The sequence below is a fragment of the Desulfobacteraceae bacterium genome, assembly GCA_022340425.1.
Classification (GTDB): domain Bacteria; phylum Desulfobacterota; class Desulfobacteria; order Desulfobacterales; family JAABRJ01; genus JAABRJ01.
This window is the reverse complement of record JAJDNY010000055.1, coordinates 1-19,886: the sequence shown is the minus strand read 5'-3', so window position 1 is coordinate 19,886 and position 19,886 is coordinate 1. Positions and strand designations below refer to the sequence as shown.

Here is a 19,886-nt window from a genome sequence, read left to right as displayed (position 1 = left end):
TCTCAACCGGCCCGCCCCAGCGTGCCAGGGTCGCCGCCAGCGCATCCCGCCGGCTGCCGGTGGGATCCAGCACCTGGAGGCGCGCGGCAAGCGCCTGGCGGTCCAGCTGCGGCGGCGGAGGCTGCTGCTGCGGCGGCTTGGCCACCGCCACGCGACGTGGTTCAGGCACCGGCGGTGCTGCCTGGGGCGGACTGCCGCCGCTTTGCTGCCAGCCGCCCAGATAGGCGCCCCCCACCACCAGGCCGGTCAGCAGGAGTGCACCCGCCAGCCCCGCCGTCAGGCGCCGCGCCCACCCGCCCAGGGGCCGCCGCCCACCGGGTTCAAAGCGTATCTCGCCCAGCGCCCGCCAGGCGACAAGCCCAGAAACCCGGGGCCGATCGGACCCGAAGGCCGTCAGCAGCGCCCGGTCGCAGGCCATGTTGATCAGCCGCGGGACGCCGCCTGAAAAACGGTGAATCATCCTGATGGCGATCGGCGAGAAAAGCTCCGCGATACTTCCGCCGGCCAGGCTCAGGCGGTGGGCGATGTATCGCCGCGTCTCCTCCAGGCCAAGCGGCCTCAGCCGGCAGGCCAGGCTGATCCGCTGGCGCAGCTGGCGCAGGCCGTGGGTCGCCAGCAGGGTTTCCAGCTCCGGCTGGCCCACCAGAATGATCTGCAGCAGCTTGCTGTGGGTGCTCTCCAGATTGGACAGCAGCCGCAGCTGTTCGAGGACCTCGCGGTTGAGGTTCTGGGCCTCGTCGATCAACACCACCACCTTGCGGCCCGCGGCCCACATGCTCAGCAGAAAGGCGTTGAAGACATCCACCAGACCCTTGACGGTGTCGGCCGAGGCGTCGATTTCAAACTCGTCGTTAACCGCCTTGAGCAGCTGCACCGCATCCAGGCGCGGGTTGAAGATCAGGGCGGCCTCCACCGAAGGCTCCAGGCGCTCCAGGAAAGCCCGGCAGAGGGTGGTCTTGCCGGTCCCCACCTCGCCGGTGATCAGCAGAAAGCCGTCCCCCTCGGCCAGGGCGTAAGCGAGATGCGCCAGGGCCTCCTCGTGGCTGCGGCTCAGAAAGAGATAAGCCGGGTTGGGCACCAGCTTGAAAGGTTTTTCCTTGAGACCGAAGTAGGTCGTGTACATGCACACCCTCGTGTGGGGGTTGGCGGCCGGTTGCCGCCCCACTATAAGGGAAGCGGGGCCGGCTTTTCAACCGTGACAGTTCCCTAAAAATGTCAATTTCTGCGTTGCGCCGCATCTCGAAGTCGCTGCGGCGTACATAAGTACGCCTCACGCCGCTGAGATTTGCGCGCCGTAACTTGGCCTTTTTACAAAACTGTCTGGTTATTTACTTTTTACCACTTCATCAACCGTTATCCGGCCGCTGCACCTAAGGGCCTCGGCAAGAAATAATTCCACATCTTGCTTGTCTTTTGGTCCCTCACCGGCGTTACATCCGCCGGAACATATCCCGATATGCACCAACGAATGTGCCTTGGTGACGAACCAAAATCCGGTGCCATATTTTGGAATAATTTATTGCCGCGACCCTAACGCCAGCCCCCCACCAGGTGCAGGTGCAGATGAAATATCACTTGGCCGCCGCCGGACTCCACATTGAAAAAGAGCTTGTAGCCCGACTCCGCGATCCCCGTCCGCCGGGCCATCTCGCGGCCCGCCAGGATCAAGTCGGCCACGATCCGCCCGTCCCCGGGGGTCAGGTCGTTGATGCTGCGGATGTGTTTTTTGGGCACGATCAGCAGGTGCACCGGGGCGTGGGGATGGATGTCGCGGAAGACGGCGAGGGTCTCGTTTTCCAGGAGAAATTCGGTGTCCGTTTGCCCCCGGGTGATCCTGCAAAAAAGACAGTCGCTGGTCATGGCGGGGTGTTCCTCCTTTCGGTGCGGTCAGAAAGCGCCGCCCTGCGGGGCCTCCAGGCGCCAGGGACCCCGCAGGGTCGGGGCGGCCAGGGCCTTTTGCAGGTCGCTTAAAAAACGGTCGCGGGGTACCTCGCGGGCCCCCAGCGACAGCAGGTGGGCGGTGGTCACCTGGCAGTCGATGATCGTGAACCGATGCTTGCGGATAAAGTCGACCAGGGCCACCAGGCCGACTTTGGAGGCGTCACGCGCCCGGGAAAACATCGATTCACCGAAAAAGCAGCCCCCCAGGGAGACCCCGTAAAGACCGCCCACCAGCCGCCGCTTTTGCCAGACCTCGATGGAATGGCCGTAACCGTCCTGGTGCAGGCGGCAGTAAGCGGTGGCCATCTCCTCCACGATCCAGGTGGGCTCGCCCCTTTCCAGGCGCACCACGGCGCACTCGCGGATGACGCGCTCAAAGGCCCGGTCGGCGGTGACCCGGTAAACCCCGCGCCTGATGCTGCGCCGCAACGAACGCGACAGCCGGAGCTCCCCGGGGTAAAGCACCAGGCGCGGGTCGGGCGACCACCACAGAATCGGCTCGCCGGCCGTAAACCACGGAAATATCCCCATCCGGTAGGCCAACAGCAGCCGCTCCGGGCGAAGGTCGCCGCCGATGGCCAGCAGCCCGTCCCGTCGTGCCAGCCGCGGCGGGGGAAAGATCAGCTTTTGCGAGAGCAGGAAGACCGGCATGGGGCGCTCCAAACAACCCAGGCCACCGACCCTTGGGGGGAGGTGGCCTGCGTCGTTGCAAATCGGAATCCGCGATAAACCGGCCCGTTTCAGGAGAAGACGAAGCTCGGGTGGTCTTTTTCGATCTCCACGAGAACCCCGCCGCCTTTGGCCAGGCGCCCGAAGAGGATCTCGTCGGCCAGGGCGTCCTTGATTTCGGTCTGGATCAAGCGCGCCAAAGGTCGGGCCCCGTAGATCGGATCGTAGCCCTTCTTGGCCAGCCAGGTGCGCGCCTCATCCGAGAGGGTCAGGGCCACCTTGCGGGTCAGCAGCTGGCCGTTGACCTCGTCGATGAACTTGTCCACGATGCGCTCCATCACCGCCACCGTCAGGGCGTTGAAGTTGATGATGCCGTCCAGACGGTTGCGGAACTCGGGGCTGAAATAGCGTTCGATGGCCTTGTGCCCCTTGTTGGCGGTGTCCTTTTTGTCCTCACCGAAGCCGATGGTGCGCGCGCTCATCTCGCGGGCGCCGGCATTGGAGGTCATGATGACGATCACGTTGCGGAAGTCGGCCTTCTTGCCGTTGTTGTCGGTCAGGGTGGCGTAGTCCAGGACCTGCAGCAGGATGTTGAACAGGTCCGGGTGGGCCTTTTCGATTTCGTCCAGCAACAGGACGCTGTAAGGGTGTTTGCGGATACCGTCGGTCAGCAGGCCGCCCTGGTCAAAGCCGATATAACCCGGGGGGGCGCCGATCAGGCGCGCCACCGTGTGCTTTTCCATGTACTCGCTCATGTCGAAGCGCATGAAGTGCACCCCCAGCTTGGCGGCCACCTGGCGCGCGACCTCCGTCTTGCCCACACCGGTGGGGCCGGTGAACAGGAAGGAGCCCACCGGTTTGCCCGGGGTGCGCAGCCCGGCCCGTGAGCGTTTGATGGCCGTCACCAGGGAGCGGATGGCATCGTCCTGGCCGAAGACCACCCCCTGGATCCGCGCCTCCAGGTTCTCCAGCTTGCCCTTGTCGGAAGCCGAGATGCTGCGGGTGGGGATCCGCGCCATCTTGGCGACGATTTTTTCGATGTCGGCGGTGTGGATCTTGCGGCGGTTGGGGCTGCCGCTCAAGCGGATGAAGGCGCCGGCCTCGTCGATCACGTCGATGGCCTTGTCGGGCAGGTAGCGGTCGTTGATGTGCTTGGCCGAAAGCTCGGCGGCGGCCTTGATGGCGGCATCGGTGTAAACGAACCCGTGGTGCTCCTCGTAAACCGACTTCAACCCGCGCAGGATCTGGACGGTTTCGGGCACCGAGGGTTCGGCGATCTCGATTTTTTCAAAGCGCCGCGACAGGGCGCGGTCCTTCTCGAAGTGGTTTTTGTACTCCTCGTAGGTGGTGGAGCCAATGCAGCGCAGCTCCCCGGTTGAAAGGGCCGGCTTGAGAATGTTGGAAGCGTCCATGGAGCCGCTGCTGGTGGCCCCGGCGCCGACGATGGTGTGAATCTCGTCGATGAAGAGGATGGCGTCCTTTTCCTTCTGCAGGGCGGCCAGGACCCCTTTCAGGCGCTGCTCGAAATCCCCGCGGAACTTGGTGCCGGCCAGCATCCCGCCCAGGTCCAGAGAGTAGATGCGGACATCTTTGAGCAGTTCGGGGACGCGGCCCTCGAAGATCCGGGTGGCCAGCCCCTCGGCCATGGCGGTCTTGCCCACGCCGGGGTCGCCCACAAAGACCGGGTTGTTCTTGCGCCGGCGGCAGAGCACCTGCAGCGTGCGCTCGAGCTCCAGCTCACGGCCGATCAGGGGATCGATTTTACCCTCGGCGGCCCGCTGCACCAGATCGACGGTAAAAGCCTCCAGCGGGTCGGTTTTTTTCTTCTGCTCCCCAGGCTCCTGCTTCAACGAGCGCGGCGGGCCGTCATCGAAGGCCGGCTTGGTCAGGCTGTGGGAGATGTACTCGAGCACATCCAAGCGCGAAATCCCCTGGGACTGCAAGAAAAATGCGGCGTGGGAGTCCTTCTCCTGAAAGATCGAGGCCAGGATGTCCCCCACCACGACTTCCGGCTTCTCGGCGGACCGGGCGTGGTTGACCGCCCGCTGGATCACCCGCTGAAAGCCGATGGTCTGCTGCAGGACGTACTCGGTGCCCTCGGCGACGGGCTCCATGCGCTCCCTGAAAAACGTCTCCAGCTCGGTCTTCAGGGTTTCGACGTTGCCGCCGCAGTTCTCGATGATGTCGATGCCCTCGGAGTCGTGCAGTATCGCAAACAGCACGTGCTCAAGGCAGACGTGTTCGTGGCGCCGCTTTTTGGCGTCGCGTACGGCAAATCCCAATGTGGCACTCAGTTCTTTGCTGATCATCATTCTTTCTCCATGCTGCACTTGAGCGGAAATCCTTTTTCGCGGGCAATGCTGTGAACGGCGTCCACCTTGGTTTCGGCCACCTCGAAAGTGTAGACGCCGCAGACGCCGATGCCGTTGTGGTGCACGTTGAGCATGATGCGGGCGGCTTCCTCGGGAGGCTTGTTGAAGATCAGCATCAGGATTTCCACCACAAATTCCATCGTGGTGTAGTTATCATTGTGCAGGAGGACTTTGTACAAAGGTGGCTCGGTCACCTCTTCACGGCTTTCGGTGGCCACCCCCTCCTCCATCTCAGGATTGCTGGCACTCATGTCCCCTCCTCGGAAGGTCGCTGCCCGAAGTCCGGCAAGATCCGGCGGGAAAAGCAGCGGTTGGTGCGTCCTGCCCCCCGCCGTCGCCCCGGCTGCAGAAGCTTTGGCCCGGTTCCCGGCGGGGCGTGTCCGGCTCGGGCCGTTGATTCATTTTTAATATAATAAGCACCGGTTTTTGAAGTTGTAAAGAGTCGCCCGGGAAAAGGGCCGGGCGCCACCGCGCAGCGGTGCTGGTGCCGGCGTGCCGGCACCCCTTTACAAGACCGGAGGGAGATGTTAGTTTTTTGGCCGCTAACGGTCGGCGGGAGCAACCCCCCGGCCACAGTGGGTTCCGGCGGCTTCGATGCGGGCGGCCTATGATATTTCGCGGTTTCCCGGACGCGCCCTAAAGAGGTTGCCACGCCCAACGGCCCACCCCCGAATAGGGCCTAATACCCCCTGGCGGCCTTGGCTGCGACCCTTCAACGGGGGGTTTCAAGATGACGCTCTGAGACCCGAGACAATGCCGGTGGCCGATAACACAGGAACCAGGGCCGGTTTCAAACCGACCCGTCAAACCCTCAGCGACAGCCTCAAGTTTCTGGCGGTGGTCGCGGTCCTCGTCTGGTTGATCGCCCGTGGATCGCAGCAGCTGGGCTACAACTGGCAATGGTATCAGATTCCCCGCTATTTCTTCGTCCTGCAGGAGGGTCGCCTGATCGCCGGCCCGCTGATCACGGGCCTTTTGGTCACGCTTCAGATCACCGCCGTGAGCCTCGTGCTGGCCTTTGGAATCGGGCTGCTGACGGCCTTTTTCCGCCTTTCCGATTCCCTGATGGCCCGCTTCGTGGCCCGCACCTACCTGGAAATCGTGCGCAACACCCCGCTTTTGGTGCAGCTTTTCTTCATCTATTTCGTGCTTGCGCCCATTGTGGGGCTCGGCCGCTTCACCTCGGCCGTACTGGCACTCAGCCTCTTTGAAGGGGCCTACGCATCTGAAATTCTGCGAGCCGGAATCGTCTCCATCCAGCGCGGCCAGTGGGAAGCCGCCCGCAGCCTGGGCCTCAAAACCCTCTACTGCTACCGGCTGGTCATCCTGCCCCAGGCGCTGCGCCGGGTCCTGCCGCCCCTTACCAGCCAGGCGATTTCGCTGGTCAAGGACTCCGCCCTGGTGAGCACCATCGCCATCTACGACCTCACCATGCAGGGTCAGGCCATCATTTCCGAGACGTTCATGGTTTTCGAGGTCTGGTTTGTGGTGGCGGCGGTCTATCTGATCATCACCATCGCCCTGTCCGCGGTGGTCAACTTTATGGAGGCCCGTCTGCAAATCAGGACCTGAGCACCATTGCCCGGTCCGGCCGGCGGATGGTTCACTTGACACATCAACGATCACGGAAGGAGGCAACGATGAAAACACGGGTAATGCGCGCCACCGTTCTGCTGGCCGCCGCCGCAGTCCTATTAGGCGCCGCCACGGCGGCTTCGGCGGGTGAACTGCAACAAAAGCTCTCCAGCGAAAGCACCATCGAAGCGGTGCTCAAGCGCGGTTCGCTCAGGGTGGGCATGGACACCTTCGTCCCCTGGGCGATGAAAGACAAGACCGGCCAGCTGGTCGGCTTTGAAATCGACGTGGCCACCCGCCTGGCGAAGGATATGGGCGTCAAGGTCGAGTTCGTGCCCACCAAATGGTCCGGCATCATCCCGGCCCTGATCACCGGCAAGTTCGACGTGATCATCGGCGGCATGGGCATTCTGCCCATGCGCAACCTCAAAGTCAACTTCACCATTCCCTACGACTACACCGGCATGTCGATGGTCGCGCACAAGGAGAAGGCCAAAGGTTTCAGCAGCCTGGAGGACTTTAACCGCCCGGAGGTCATCCTGGCGGCCAAGCTCGGCGCCACCTCGGTCATGGCCGCCCAGAAGTTCATGCCCCAGGCCGAACTGCGCCAGTTCGACTCCGAGGCCCAGGTCTATCAGGAGCTGCTCAACGGCCGGGTCCACGCGGCCGTGGGCAACGCCCCGACCCCGGCCTTTTACGCCGTGGAGCACCCCGACACGCTCTTCATGCCGCTGGCCGAGAACTTCACCAAAGAGCCCATCGGCTTCGCCGTGCGCAAGGGCGATCACGACACCCTGAATTTCTTCGACAACTGGATCCGTCTGGTGACCGCTGAAGGCTGGCTCAAGGAACGCAAGCACTACTGGTTCGAAACCAAGGACTGGGAGACGCTTTTAAAATAAAGGCCTCGATGAAAACACCTATCGCCGCCCGCTGACAGGACGTGCCGTTGGTCATCTTCAAGCGCAAAATCACGCCGCTGGATCTGGTGGTGTTCCTTATGCTGGCGGCCGCCGGTCTTTACCTGTCCTACCGCGTCAAGGTGGGTCTGCACTACAACTGGAACTGGGGCGTTCTGCCCCAGTTTCTTTTTCGCTACGATCCGGAGGCCGCCCGCTGGGTGCCCAACCTGCTGATGCAGGGCTTTTTCAACACCGTGCGGCTCAGCATCTGGGGTACCCTCCTGGCCAGCCTGATCGGCCTGCTGATGGGGCTCTGCCGGGTCAGCCACAGCCTCTTCTACCGCCTGATGGGTCGCAGCTATGTTGAAATCTGCCGCAACCTGCCGCCCCTGGTCCTGATTTTCATCTTCTACTATTTCGTCAGCGACCAGATCATGCCGATCCTCGGGGTGGAGGATTTCGTGCGCGGCAGCTCTCCGGCCACCCAGGCGCTGCTGGCCTTCCTCCTGGCGCCGCCCGATCTGATCGCCCCGTTTCTCTCGGCCCTGATCACCCTGGCGATCTTCGAGGGGGCCTATATCACCGAAATCGTCCGCGCTGGGATCCAGTCCATCGAGCGCGGCCAGTGGGAAGCCGGCCGTGCTCTGGGCATGGGGCGCTGGCAGCTCATGCGCCACGTCATCCTGCCCCAGGCCATGCGGCGCATCCTGCCGCCCCTGGGGGGCCAGTTCATCTCCACCATCAAGGACTCGGCCATCGTCTCGGTGATCTCCATCCAGGAGCTCACATTTCAGGGCATGGAGCTCATGTCGGCGACCTTCATGACCTTCGAAGTCTGGATCACGGTCACCCTACTCTACCTGTTGCTGACGCTGACCTGCTCCCTGGCCCTGGCGCGTCTGGAAACCGTTCTGCATCGCCGGGAGCGCTGAGGCCCCAGGGACCGGAAAAAACGGTCAACGGGCCGGTCGCCGCCGCAACAGCACCCGGTCACGGAGGTAACCCCATGCTCGCCGCCCTCAAAAACCGCCGCCGCCTTCTATTGGGCGTGATTTCCGACACCCACGGCCATCTGTCGCCGGCGGCGGTCGGCGCCCTGGGGCGGGTGGATGTGATCCTGCACGCCGGCGACATCGACACCCCGGCGGTCTTCCAGGCCCTTCAGGGTCTGGCGCCGCTGGTGGCCGTGCGCGGCAACATGGACCGCGGCCGCTGGGCGGCGGACCTGCCGTCGGCTGAAATCGTGACCCTGGGCGGCCTGCAGGTCTATTTGCTCCACGACCTGATGAGCCTCGACCTGGACCCGGCCGCGGCCGACATTCGCCTGGTGATCAGCGGCCACACCCATCGGCCGGCGGCCGAGAACCGCGCCGGCGTCCTCTTGCTCAACCCCGGCTCGGCCGCCCTGCCCCGCGGCGGTCAGCCCGCCTCGCTCGCCCTGGTGCTCCTGGAGAACGGCCACATCTCCCACCGCTGGGTGTCTCTGGAATGAACACCTTCCTCACGCCACTACCCCCCGGAGGTTTACAATGCCCCATTCCGCATCCGTCAATTACGACCCCCTGGACCGCCCCGAAATTCTACAACACCTCTTTCACCCGCGTCCCGAGCCCCCCGGCGCGACCCCACCGACGGGCAGTCTCGACCTGACGGTCCCGGTGGCCCCCGAAGTTTCCCTCGGCGCCCGTCTGCACCCCGCCGGCGCAGCCGCCGCGACCCTGCTCTTCTTCCACGGCAACGGCGAAATCGTGGCCGACTACGACGATCTGGGCCCCCTTTACGCCCGGCTGGGGATCAATTTTCTGGCGGTGGATTACCGCGGCTACGGTCGCTCAGGCGGCCGCCCGACGGTCAGCTCCATGATGGCGGATGCCCAGGCGGTTTTGGCCTTCGTCCGGGATTATTTGGAGGGCCAGGGCTGGACCGGCCCCCTGCTGGCCATGGGGCGCTCCCTGGGCAGCGCTTCGGCGCTGGCACTGGCCGCCCGCCACGGCGATGCCATCGCCGGCCTGATCGTCGAAAGCGGGTTTGCCTACGCCGAGCCGCTGCTGCGTCTCCTGGGGGTCGACACCGCCCGAATCGGCGCCCAAAACCTGAGGGTCTTCGACAACATCGACATGATGCGCGCCGTCCGGCGCCCCACCCTGATCATCCACGCCGAGCGTGACCACATCATCCCCTTCGGCGACGCCCGGGCACTCTTCGAGGCCTCGCCGGCGGCCGACAAAACCCTCCTGCCCATCCCGGCCGCCAACCACAACGATATTTTTCTGCGCGGCCTGGAGGCTTACCTGCAGGCGGTCAAGGGGCTGGTGGGCCGAGTTTCGGTTTAAAGGCCGCCGGCCGGCAGCGTCAAAGAGGGGCGTCGAAGGGCCGGGCGTAGCCCGTCAGCTCAACGAACCCTCGGCCCTGCGCAGGCTTCCGTCCGATCCGGCCGACGGCGTCGACGCTGCCTTCCCAGTAGGTCACGCGCGTGGTTTCGGGGGTTTGGAGCTCCTGGGCGGCCATGGTGGGGGTGACCGTCAGATCGAGGGCCAGAGGCGCCACCTGCACCCGCCAGCGGGCCGGATAAAGCGCCCCGCTGGCCGGGCTCTTCCAGGTGGCAAGGGCGGTGACAACCACATCGGCCGCATAAAGCCGCCGGGAGCTGCCATCCGGCGCCACGAATGTCCCGCCGGATGAGGGGCTGAAGCCGCCCTCGGCCTGGCGCAGGAGATAGAGCATCAGCTCGCTGCCGTCTGAGAGCTGCAGGCTGAACCAGTCCCAACCCACCAGCCCGCCGGCCAGGGGAGCGGAGCTGAATTCATGGTCCATCCAGCTCAGACCGCTGACTTGCCAGCGCTCGCCGCCGACCTCCAGCCGGCCACTGGTCTCAAGCCGGGTGAACGAGTAGTAGCAGCTGGCCTGCTCGGGGGCGGGCCCCTTGGGGCTGTATCCCCGATCGCCGTGGGCGACGGGCGCCTTGGCCGGCACCAGGGTCAGGTCCAGGCGGAAATCATCGCTGGCCGCCTTGAGGCGATGGGCCCGGGGCTGGAGCTCGGCCGACCAGTCCCCCAGCACCAACCGCACCCTGCCCCCCGCCCGGCTGGCGCCGGCCATGCCCAGGGCGGCGCGCGAGAGGCGATCGGCGTACCAGAACCGCCCGCTGGCGGGATCCGACACAGCGGCATGGGCCAGGAAAAGGTGCGGGGTGCGCCAGGCCGACGCCGTCGCGACGCTTCCGCCGGAGTCCGCGGGCCGCAGCCGCGAACGGAAGAAGGTCAGCTGATAGCCGAAGCGGCGGCCGCTGTCGCTCTCCAGGTTGCCGGTGTAGTACCACCACTCCGTGCGGTGGGCCGGGTGCGGGCCGTGGTCCCGCGGGAACGCGAGATCGCAGGGCCCGCTGATGGCGGGATAGGCCCCGGAATCGGCGCGCAACCCCCCCGCCCCGCCCACAAGCCCCAGCCAGAGCACACCCGCCGCCGCCACCACCAGTCTGCACCACGACGCCGTTTTCATGCTACGACTCCCGCAGCAGGGCGGCCGGAGACTGCCGCAGGACCAGGCGTGCGGCCGGCAGCGCCGCCGCCAGCGCCGCCAGGAAGATCAGCGGCATCGAAAGGGTCAGCACAGCCCAGTCCACGTGGTAGAAAAAGGTCCAGCCAAAGGACTGGCGATTGATGACGAATACCAGCAGATAGGAGAGGTAGAACCCGCAGAGCAGGCCGGCCGCCTCCCCCATCAGCACCATCAGCGCCGCTTCCCAGAAAATCATGGCCCGAATCTGGCCCGGGCTGCCCCCGACGGCCAGCAGGGTGTTGAGCTGCCGGGAGCGCTCCAGCACCAGCAGGGTGAGCGTGGTGGCGATTCCCAAGGCCGCCACGACCAGCGCGATCAGCAGCAGCAGGGTGGTGACGCCGAAAGTTTCGTCGAAGATCTCGAGAATCGCCCCGCGCAGCTCACGGCCGCTGATGGTGTCAAGGGCGTCCCCGCATTCCCGCAGGATGTCCGCCTGCAGCCGGCGAACCTGTGCCTCGCCATCCGCCCCGGGTACGTGCAGGAAAAAGCGGATGCCCGACAGGCGGTGGTCGCCGAAACGCTCGAAAAAATGGGGCAGCGAGTAGAATGCCACCCCGCCCCGGGTGCGGTAGTCGCGGATTACCCCCACCACCGGCACCGTCAGAAAAGCGGGGCCGATGTGGACCTCGAAGGGGTCGCCCACCCGGGTGGCGCTGCGGTTGGCGAGGACCTCGGAGATCACGACGCCCCGGCCGGCGAGCAGATCGCGCCGCCCCTGAACCGGGTCCCCCTGCAGCCAAAAAAACCCGCCCTTGGCCAGGAAAGGGGCGAAATCGATGGCCTCGAACTGGTAGGGCACCGAGCGGTGCTCGAGAAAAATGCGCCGGAACCCCACCCGGTCGGCCGGCACCGCCAGGTTTTGCAGGCAGCGGGTGGTCGCCAACGGCAGCGGGTCGCGATAGTCGTTGATCTCGGCCATCCGGGCGGCTGTGAAGAGGTCCCCGCTGACGGTCTGGTGCACCCACAGCTCGACGGTGGTGCGAAAACTGTTGACCATCACCACCAGCGCCGTGAAGAGCGCGACCGCCGTGATCAGGGCGCCCACCGAGATCGCCGTGCGGGTACCGGTATCCCGCAGATAGCGCGCCGCCAGGTAGCCGGGCTGGCCGCCCAGACGCCGCAGCAAGGGCGCCGCCAGCGCACCCAGTCGCTGAAGCCCCCACGGGGAGAAAAGCGAAAACCCCACAAAGAGCAGAAAGGTCGCCGCGTAGCCGAACAGCGGAAAGCCCTCCACTGCGGGAACCCGTGAAAGGGGCCAGACCAGCGCGATGGCCGCCGCGCCCGCCCCCATCAGACGTCGGGCCGCGGCGCCCCGACGGTTGCCGGCCTCGCGGCCCGTGCGCAGGGTTTCACCCGGGGCGACGCGCATGGCCTCCCAGGCGGGCTGCCAGGCGGCCAGAACCGCCACCCCCACGGTCATCAGAAAGGAGAGCGCCAGCTCCCAGAAGGCCAGCTGCAGGCCGTCCACCTGCACCCGCACGAAAAGGGTCGAAATCGTCCCGGCGATGCCCGGCAGCAGATGGCCCAGCATCAGGGCGCCGGCCGGCAGCGCCAGCAGCCAGCCGGCGACGCCGAAAAGCGCGCCTTCGGCCAGGAAAAGGAGAAATATCAATCGCGGGGCGGCGCCCAGAGCCCGCAGGGTCGCCAGCTCGGGGCGGCGCGCGGCGGCATTCAACGCCACCAGGCTGTAGACCAGAAACATGCCCACGAAGAGGGAGACGAAGCTCAAGACCGAGAGGTTCAGACGGTAGGCGCGGATCATCGCCTGGCCGCTTTGCCGGGCCTGGCTTGGCGCGAGGGCCCGCACCCCGGGCGGCAGGTCCAGCGAGAGCCCCTGGCGGCCCGGCTTGAACCGCACGTCGATCCGGTCCACCGCGCCGAAAACCCCGGCAAACTCCTGGAAGGTGGCGATGTCGGTGACGGCCACCCGCCCGCCCTCCACCAGGGCGAGGCCCCGCAGGGTCATCCGGCCCAGAACCCGAAAAGGGGCCGTAGTGCGGGTGTTGGCAAGGGAAAGCGCGTCCCCGGCGCTCACCCCCAACTCGCGCGCCAGCCGCTCGGCCAGCAGCAGGCTTCCGGGAACGGCGATCAGATCGGCCCACAGCTCGGCCGGGGCATCCTCGGCCCCACCGGCCTCCCAGGCACGAAAGCTGCGGTCCAGGATCGGGTCGATCCCGATCAGCAGAAAGGACGCCCTGGCGGGGTCCGCCGGGGCGACATAGGCGCTCAAAAACGGCGACGCCGCCGCCACCGCCGGGTCCCGCAAAAGCGCGGGCAGGAGGGTTTCCGGCACGCGCCCGCCGGGCGCAGCGAGGGTCAGGTCGGCGGCCCCGGCGATGAGGGTCATGCTGCGGTCGAAAGCCCCTACGGCGGCGTTGATGGAGAGCCGCACACTGGTGAAAACCGTCGCCCCCAGGGCCACCCCGGCCACCACCGCCAGGGTGCGCGCCCGGTGGCGCAAGAGATGGCGTAGGCTGAAGACATGCAATAGGTGGCAGAAAAGACGGATCATGAGGCCGGGTCGAGAATACGGCCGTCCTGGAGGTGAATCTGCCGAGTGGCGGCCGGGTCGGCGATGGTGCTGTGGGTCGCCATGATGACGGTGCGCCCCCAGCGGCGGTTGAGATCCACCAGCAGCTCCAGCACCGCCTGGCCGCTGCGGCTGTCGAGATTGCCGGTGGGTTCGTCGGCCAGGACAATCGCCGGGTCGTTGACCACCGCCCGGGCGATGGCCGTTCGCTGCATCTCGCCCCCGGAAATCTGGGACGGCAGATGGTCCAGACGGCCGCGCATGCCCAGCCAGACCAGCAGCTCCTCGGCCCGCCTGCGGGTAGCCGTAAACGACCGGCCGGCCAGAAGCGCCGGCAGGCTGACATTTTCCAGAACGGTCAGGGTGGGCAGCAGGTTGAAGGATTGAAAGACCACCCCCACGATCTCCCGCCGGAAGCGGGTCAACTGCGCGGCGGTCGCCCGGTTGAGGTCGTGACCGGCCACCTTGAGCTCTCCGCCGCTGGGGCGGTCCAGACCGGCCAGAAGGGAGATCAGGGTGCTTTTGCCGGACCCGCTGCGCCCCTTGAGGAGTACCAGCTCCCCGGCGCCGATCTGGAGGTCGATACCGTCGACCCCTACCACCGGGGTGGCCCCCAGGCTGTAGACGCGGGTCAGCCCCAGGGCGGCGATCAGTGCGGCACCGGCCGCACCCTGCCCTGTCGGCGTTTTGGTGTTTGCCTTCTGACCCATAAAGCCCTATCTATAGGTCGGTTCCGCAAAAAACCCAATTTCTGCGTTGCGCTGCATCTCGAAGTCGCTGCGGCGTAAATGTGTACGCCGCACGCCGCTGAGATTTGCGCGCCGTAAATTGAACTTTTTTCGAAACCGTCTGGTTTTTGACTTATCGGTTCTTCATCCATAGGCAGTCGCTGGTTTGATCAACACCACAGGCACGATGACGGTCTGAAAAGCAAAAGCGCCGCCATCAGGAACGGAGGTCTGAATGCACCCACCGCAGTCGCCCGAAACCGAAGCCGTCCACGGCAGCAGCACGCCCCCCCTGCCCACCCTCGACCTGGTCCCCCCGATCCACATGACCTCGACTTTTCGCTTCCGGGACGTGGACCACGGCGCCGGCCTTTTCGACGGCTCCGCGGAGGGCTATATTTACTCCCGCATGGGCAATCCCACCGTCGACCTGCTGCAGGAGAAAGTGGCGCGCCTGGAAGGCGCCGAAGACGCCGTCGCCACCGCCTCCGGCATGGCCGCCATCGCGGCCGTGGTCATGAGCCTGCTTGCGCCCGGTGAAAACCTCGTGGCCGCCGCGACCCTCTACGGGGGTACTTTTGCGCTCTTCAACAGCCGGCTGAAGCGCTGGGGGATCACGACGCGCTTCCTGCCGGCGGCGCGCTTCGAGGATCCGGCGGCCATCGCGGCGGCCATCGATTCCCAGACCCGCCTGCTCTTCATCGAGAGCCCGGCCAACCCTACCCTGGACATCGTCGACATTTCCCTCTGGGCCGGCATCGCCCGGCGCCACGGCATTCCCCTGATCGTCGACAACACCTTTGCCAGCCCGCTGCTGCAGCGGCCGCTGGCGCTGGGGGCCGAGGCCGTGGTGCACTCGGCAACCAAGTACCTCGGCGGCCACGGCGACATCATCGGCGGCGTCGTCGCCGGCAGCCGCACCTTGACCGCGCGCATCCGGGAGGATTACACTCATCTCTTCGGCCCCTGCCTGAGTCCCTTCAACGCCTGGCTGGTGCTGCGCGGGATCAAGACCCTGGCCCTGCGCATGCACCGCCACAGCGAAAGCGCCCTGACCATCGCCCGCTGGCTGGCCGGCCACCCAAAGGTCGCCCGGGTCTTCTACCCGGGTCTCGCCTCCCACCCGGGACACACCATCGCCAAGCGCCAGATGCGGGCCTTCGGCGGCATGGTCGCCTTTGAAATCACGGGCGGCCTGGCGGCGGGCAAGCGGGTGATGGACCGCCTGCGCCTGTGCACCCTGGCGGTGAGCCTGGGGGATTGCGAGACCCTGATCCAGCATCCGGCATCCATGACCCACGCCACCTACTCGCCGGCGGAGCGTCAGGCCGCCGGGATTTCCGACGGCCTCATCCGGCTGTCGGTGGGGCTCGAGGCCCCCCAGGACATTATCGCCGATTTAGAGCAGGCCATGCGCGACGGCCCTAAAAGGGCCTGATCCCCTCGCTGCTGACGCCCTTGACGAAATAGCGCTGGTCGTTCAAAAAGCTCAGAAAAACCACGATAAAGGCGATGGCCGCCGAGATCATCAGCGGCTTGTTGCGGTAGAGTTCGTCCAGCCGCTGGTCGCGGAGCGGCTTGACCTCCAGACCGAAGTAGGTCGAAAACAGGCCGTCCAGAATATGGTGCTCGTCGGGCAGGGTGACCCGCTCGCTGCCGCCGCCCTGGCAGTAGTGCATGACCTCCAGGAGCAGCGCGCGCTGCTGGCGAAGATCGGTGAAATGGTAGCCGACCACGTGCATGAAATTGCGCTGGGCTTCTTTCAGACTGGCGGCACAGAGGGCGTCGAAGATGTTCTCGGCCACCGGGTCGTCCCGGACCACGCCGTTTTGACGGATCAGCGACAGCAGCACAGCGTTCTTGAAAAGCTGGTAGAGCCGTTTGGCGCCGTTTAGCGCCAGCGGCGGGTTGTGGGCCTGGTCGGGCCGGTAGCCGCCGAAATTGTTGACGAAAAGAAGCTGAAAGAGGGTTTCGAAGAAATCGATGCCCTCCAGCGGGTCCTGCATCACGATGTGCATATCCAGGGTATTGTCCAGCCGGTCGGCGAGTTTCACGCGGACCGTTTCCAGGTCGCCCCGGGAATTTTCCAGCAGGCGCCCGATGTAGTGAAAATAGGATTCGTCGCTGCGGCGGGTGAGATGCACCAGGCGCCGGATCAGGGTCTCCTCCGCCGCCGGCGGCAGGCGCTCCAGGAGAGCGTAGAGTTGGGCTTCCAGGTGGCGCCAGCGGGGCCCGGCAAAATCGGTCGACTGCACGTCCTCTAAGATGTCGTGAAAGAGCGCCGTCAGAAGCCCGACGGGGTTCAGGGTGTTTTCCGAGCGCGCAAAGAGGGCCGTCGCCCGCAGGGGGTGCAGGACCGCCATGGGGCCCAGCCGCCGCCGTTTCTGACCGAAGGCCGCGAACAGATAGCTCAGGGCCTCCATGACGATGGCCTTGTAATCGCGGTCCGCCTTTTCGTCCGGATCCAGCTTTTGGCCGCGGATGATGAAGGTCAGGATGTTGTAGCGGTTCAAGCTGGCGGCGCTGAGGTTGTAGTTGAGGCCCGACGAGAGCCTCAGAAACTCGTTGAGATCGTAAAGCGGCATAACATTCTCCGGGGTACTGCGGCAGGTGTCGCCCCCGCCGGCGGGGCGGCGCGGGATCGACGGGAGGCGGCCGGCGCCACGGTTTTTTAAGCCAAGCCCTCAAGCCCGGGTGAAAACCGGACGATAGCAGGGGGTAAGCAACAGAGGCGCTGCAAAGCCCCGCCGGAAAAAATCGGCAGTTGATTTTTAAAGCGAAATGAAATACAGCCTGTCCTTAAAATCCCCCAACCCCGAAGATCCCCGGTTAGCGAGCTTGCCTATGCATTCAGACAAGGAGAATTGCGTCCATCAAGGACCTGGACCCGGTCCCGGCGGCCTCACGCGCCGCAAAGCCCTGAAAATGCTGATCGCCGGCGCGATGGCGACCAGTGTGGCACCCCTTGCGGCCCTGACGGCCCGCGCGGCCCTGCCGCCGCAATCCTGCTCGGGGCGCCTAGCGCTCTACAACCTCCACACCGAGGAAGCCCTCAAAATCCGATACCTCGACCGCCGCGGCGCCTTCGAACCCAAAGCCCTCAGGCGCTTGAATCACTTCTTTCGCTGCCACCACACCAATCAGGTGCACCCCATCGACCCGGACCTATACCTGCTCCTGGACCGCCTGCGCCAAAGCCTGGGCGCCCAGAGCCGCCGCTTTGAGCTCGTCTCGGGGTTCCGCTCCGAAGACTACAACCGCCTGTTGCGCCAAAAGAGCAGCCAGGTGGCCAAGAAGAGCTACCACCTCTTGGGCATGGCCGCCGATATTCGCCTGGAGGGCGTTCCCCTGACCAGCATCCACCAGGCCGCCCAGCGGCTGAAGGCCGGCGGGGTCGGCCGCTACGACGATTTTATTCACGTCGATGTGGGGCCGGTTCGCTCCTGGTAGGCAACTCGGCCACCTGCGCCCAGTCCTCGGCCGCACCGGGCAGCCGCAGGGGGATGCCCAGCTGTTCCAGGGGCTCACGGTTCAGCGCCGCCCACAACACCCCGTCGCGTTCATAGACGTCCTCCCGGAAATTCACCGTTCCGTCCGCATCCACCCACGCGGTCCAGTAGAGCAAGTGCACCGTGCAGCCTTTCAGCGGGCGCACCGTTTGCCGCAGTCCGCCGTCGACCGCCGCCCGGATGGCGGGGAGGTCCCACCCCGGCGTCCCCTCCAGCACGAAGGACGCAAGCTCCAGGGGCTTTTCCAACCGGATGCAGCCGTGGCTGAGGGCCCGCTGCCGGCGGTTGAAAAGGCCGCGCCCGGGGGTGTCGTGCAGGTAGACATTGAAGGGATTGGGAAACATGAATTTGATGCGCCCGAGGGCGTTCCACGGACCGGGCAGCTGACGCAGCCGGCCGGGGAAGCGATCGGCTGAGACCGCGTCCCAGTCAACCCCGAAGGGATCGATGACGGCGCTGTCGGAACGCCAGTCGGCCAGCAGCTGGAAGTGGTTGGCGGCCACGTAGGCGGGATCCCGACGGATCTTGGGCAGATACTCGGCCACGGCAATCGAGTCGGGCACGTTCCAGTACGGGTTGATCTCCAAGTAGCGCATTTCCCGACTGAAAACCGGGGTCCTCTGGTAGGCTTCGCCCACGATCACCCGCATCGCCAGCCGCAGCGCGCCGTCCTCGACCGCCACCAGCGAAAAATCGGCGGCATTGACCAGGATGTAACGCCGGCCAAGGTCATGGGGGATCCAGCGCCAGCGCTCCAGGTTGAGCAGCAGCTGCCGCAGACGCTGATCGGCGCTGACGTTCAGCGCCCGCAGGGTGGCCCGCCCGACCACCCCGTCCGGCTCCAGCCCGTGGCGGCGCTGAAAGCGGGCGACGGCCCCGGCCAGAACGGCGTCAAACTCGACCTCCCGCTGGCCGCGGTCCCTGAGATCGCCGCTGATCGCCAGCCGCTCGCGCAGCCTTAAAACTTCGGGACCGGAATCGTCGCGCTGCAAGGTTTTTCCGGGGTTCAAGCTGGGCCAGCCGCCGGCATCCACAATGCGGCGCAGATCTTCGGCCGCGGCCACCTGCCGCTGGTAATCGGGGTGCGCAGGCATCAGCGCCGCCAGCAGCTGATCGACGCTGCCGTGGCTGTCCAGCGCGGCGAGCACCTCGATCACTTCTAGCGAGTGTTTGCGGGCCACCCACTGGGGGTAGATGGTCTCGGGGTCCACCTTGCCGCCCGCCAGGTGGAAGGCAAAGGTGATAAAGGCGTCGGTCATCACGATGTCAAAGCCGGCCAGCGCCCGGTCGCTGACCGGATCCTGGTCGCCGCCGCCGCGCCGAAAATAGGCCAGCCATTCGCGGATGCAGCTGTAGTGATAGTCGGCCGGGGTCAGGCCGTGGCGGCCGGCATCGGCCAGAACCCGCGCGAACTCCCGCGCCTGCGGGCTGGGCGCGCCGGAATGGACCCAGACCGGGGTAAAGCCGCGCTCACGGTAAAACCGGACCAGATCGCCGCCGGCATGGATGCGCTCGCAGCCGACCCACAGGCTGCGGCTGTCTTCCGAGCGCCCCAGCACATCGCGCAAGACCGTCGCCACGTCCTGGCCGTCGACGGCAGCGGCCGCAGCGGACGCCAGCATAGCGGCCGCCAGGATGAGCGGCGTCATCAAGACGCGGAATGATTTACTCATGGGATGTTTCATTTCAATCCATTTCCGGTTTAGCGGCCGGCCCCAAGGGCCGTCGCCGCTGACCCCCCAGGAGCTCAGAGGCCGTTTTCCTTTTTGAGCTGGACCCCCCGCTGCTGGTAGCGCTGCTGGGCCGTCAAAACGGCCTTGCGCAGCCGGATGCTCTGGGGGGTCACCTCCACCAACTCGTCGCGGCGGATAAAGTGAATCGCGCGCTCCAGGGTCATCGCTTTGACCGGTGAGAGAATCACGTTGTCGTCTTTTCCCGCGGCCCGCATGTTGGTCAGCTTCTTCTCCTTGCAGGGGTTGACGTTGATGTCGTTTTCACGGTTGTGCTCGCAGATGATCATGCCCTCGTAGACCGGGCATCCCGGCACGATAAAAATCTGGCCGCGAGGCTCGAGGTTGAACAGCGCATAGGCCACGGCCTTG

The 19,886-nt window shown here is 65.6% G+C and carries 18 protein-coding genes; 7 read left to right on the top strand and 11 right to left on the bottom strand.

Annotated elements, in window-relative coordinates:
• From LJE63_05205 to clpS, 5 genes are all read right to left on the bottom strand, one after another.
• A partial coding sequence (locus LJE63_05205) for an AAA family ATPase (GenBank protein MCG6906003.1) occupies positions 1–1,123 on the bottom strand: 1,123 nt, incomplete at its 3' end.
• A 407-nt stretch (positions 1,124–1,530) separates the two neighbouring features.
• On the bottom strand, positions 1,531–1,860 hold the full coding sequence (locus tag LJE63_05200) for an HIT domain-containing protein (protein ID MCG6906002.1): 330 nt from the start codon (positions 1,858–1,860) through the stop codon (positions 1,531–1,533).
• Between the two features lie 27 nt (positions 1,861–1,887).
• Positions 1,888–2,592: a leucyl/phenylalanyl-tRNA--protein transferase gene (gene aat, locus LJE63_05195; protein ID MCG6906001.1), complete on the bottom strand. Its 705-nt coding sequence runs from the start codon at positions 2,590–2,592 to the stop codon at positions 1,888–1,890.
• Between the two features lie 89 nt (positions 2,593–2,681).
• A complete protein-coding gene (clpA, locus tag LJE63_05190) occupies positions 2,682–4,919 on the bottom strand; it encodes an ATP-dependent Clp protease ATP-binding subunit ClpA (protein ID MCG6906000.1) in 2,238 nt (745 codons plus the stop codon).
• Positions 4,919–5,233: an ATP-dependent Clp protease adapter ClpS gene (gene clpS, locus LJE63_05185; GenBank protein ID MCG6905999.1), complete on the bottom strand. Its 315-nt coding sequence runs from the start codon at positions 5,231–5,233 to the stop codon at positions 4,919–4,921. Before clpS ends, clpA begins: the two co-directional genes overlap by 1 nt.
• A 508-nt stretch (positions 5,234–5,741) precedes the next feature.
• On the opposite strand from clpS, the gene LJE63_05180 reads away from it, so the two are divergent.
• The 5 genes from LJE63_05180 to LJE63_05160 all read left to right on the top strand — a co-directional run bounded on the left by LJE63_05180 (position 5,742) and on the right by LJE63_05160 (position 9,792).
• Positions 5,742–6,554 carry an amino acid ABC transporter permease gene (locus tag LJE63_05180; GenBank protein ID MCG6905998.1) on the top strand — a complete coding sequence of 271 codons (813 nt, stop codon included), beginning with the start codon at positions 5,742–5,744 and terminating at the stop codon, positions 6,552–6,554.
• Positions 6,555–6,622: 68 nt separating this feature from the next.
• Positions 6,623–7,459 carry a transporter substrate-binding domain-containing protein gene (locus LJE63_05175; protein MCG6905997.1) on the top strand — a complete coding sequence of 279 codons (837 nt, stop codon included), beginning with the start codon at positions 6,623–6,625 and terminating at the stop codon, positions 7,457–7,459.
• A gap of 47 nt (positions 7,460–7,506) precedes the next feature.
• Entirely contained in the window at positions 7,507–8,391 is an 885-nt protein-coding gene (locus LJE63_05170; GenBank protein ID MCG6905996.1) for an amino acid ABC transporter permease, read from the top strand.
• Positions 8,392–8,465: 74 nt separating this feature from the next.
• Positions 8,466–8,951 (top strand): metallophosphoesterase, encoded by a 486-nt coding sequence (locus tag LJE63_05165; protein MCG6905995.1) that lies wholly within the window; start codon positions 8,466–8,468, stop codon positions 8,949–8,951.
• 37 nt (positions 8,952–8,988) lie between these two features.
• Complete coding sequence (locus tag LJE63_05160) at positions 8,989–9,792, top strand: alpha/beta hydrolase (GenBank protein ID MCG6905994.1); 804 nt, start codon at positions 8,989–8,991, stop codon at positions 9,790–9,792.
• Positions 9,793–9,811: 19 nt separating this feature from the next.
• On the opposite strand, the gene LJE63_05155 is transcribed toward LJE63_05160, so the two are convergent.
• Genes LJE63_05155 through LJE63_05145 form a run of 3 tightly spaced genes read right to left on the bottom strand, consistent with a single transcriptional unit; the run spans position 9,812 to position 14,257 of the window.
• Positions 9,812–10,957, bottom strand: a complete 1,146-nt coding sequence (locus LJE63_05155; GenBank protein ID MCG6905993.1) for a carotenoid 1,2-hydratase — start codon at positions 10,955–10,957, stop codon at positions 9,812–9,814.
• Between the two features lies 1 nt (position 10,958).
• Positions 10,959–13,529 (bottom strand): ABC transporter permease, encoded by a 2,571-nt coding sequence (locus LJE63_05150; GenBank protein MCG6905992.1) that lies wholly within the window; start codon positions 13,527–13,529, stop codon positions 10,959–10,961.
• Complete coding sequence (locus LJE63_05145) at positions 13,526–14,257, bottom strand: ABC transporter ATP-binding protein (GenBank protein ID MCG6905991.1); 732 nt, start codon at positions 14,255–14,257, stop codon at positions 13,526–13,528. The genes LJE63_05150 and LJE63_05145 overlap by 4 nt, the downstream gene beginning before the upstream one ends.
• 253 nt (positions 14,258–14,510) lie before the next feature.
• On the opposite strand from LJE63_05145, the gene LJE63_05140 reads away from it, so the two are divergent.
• On the top strand, positions 14,511–15,713 hold the full coding sequence (locus tag LJE63_05140; protein MCG6905990.1) for an aminotransferase class I/II-fold pyridoxal phosphate-dependent enzyme: 1,203 nt from the start codon (positions 14,511–14,513) through the stop codon (positions 15,711–15,713).
• Here the strand turns inward: LJE63_05140 and LJE63_05135 are convergent.
• The gene (locus LJE63_05135; GenBank protein MCG6905989.1) at positions 15,700–16,860 is read right to left on the bottom strand and encodes a hypothetical protein; all 1,161 of its coding nucleotides are present in this window, start codon (positions 16,858–16,860) and stop codon (positions 15,700–15,702) included. The genes LJE63_05140 and LJE63_05135 overlap by 14 nt on opposite strands.
• A 340-nt stretch (positions 16,861–17,200) precedes the next feature.
• Between LJE63_05135 and LJE63_05130 the strand changes: the two genes are divergently transcribed.
• Positions 17,201–17,725 carry a DUF882 domain-containing protein gene (locus LJE63_05130; GenBank protein ID MCG6905988.1) on the top strand — a complete coding sequence of 175 codons (525 nt, stop codon included), beginning with the start codon at positions 17,201–17,203 and terminating at the stop codon, positions 17,723–17,725.
• On the opposite strand, the gene LJE63_05125 is transcribed toward LJE63_05130, so the two are convergent.
• Complete coding sequence (locus LJE63_05125; GenBank protein MCG6905987.1) at positions 17,688–19,457, bottom strand: L,D-transpeptidase family protein; 1,770 nt, start codon at positions 19,455–19,457, stop codon at positions 17,688–17,690. The genes LJE63_05130 and LJE63_05125 overlap by 38 nt on opposite strands.
• 74 nt (positions 19,458–19,531) lie before the next feature.
• Positions 19,532–19,886 (bottom strand): translational GTPase TypA (locus LJE63_05120; protein MCG6905986.1); only part of this gene is annotated, 355 nt, incomplete at its 5' end.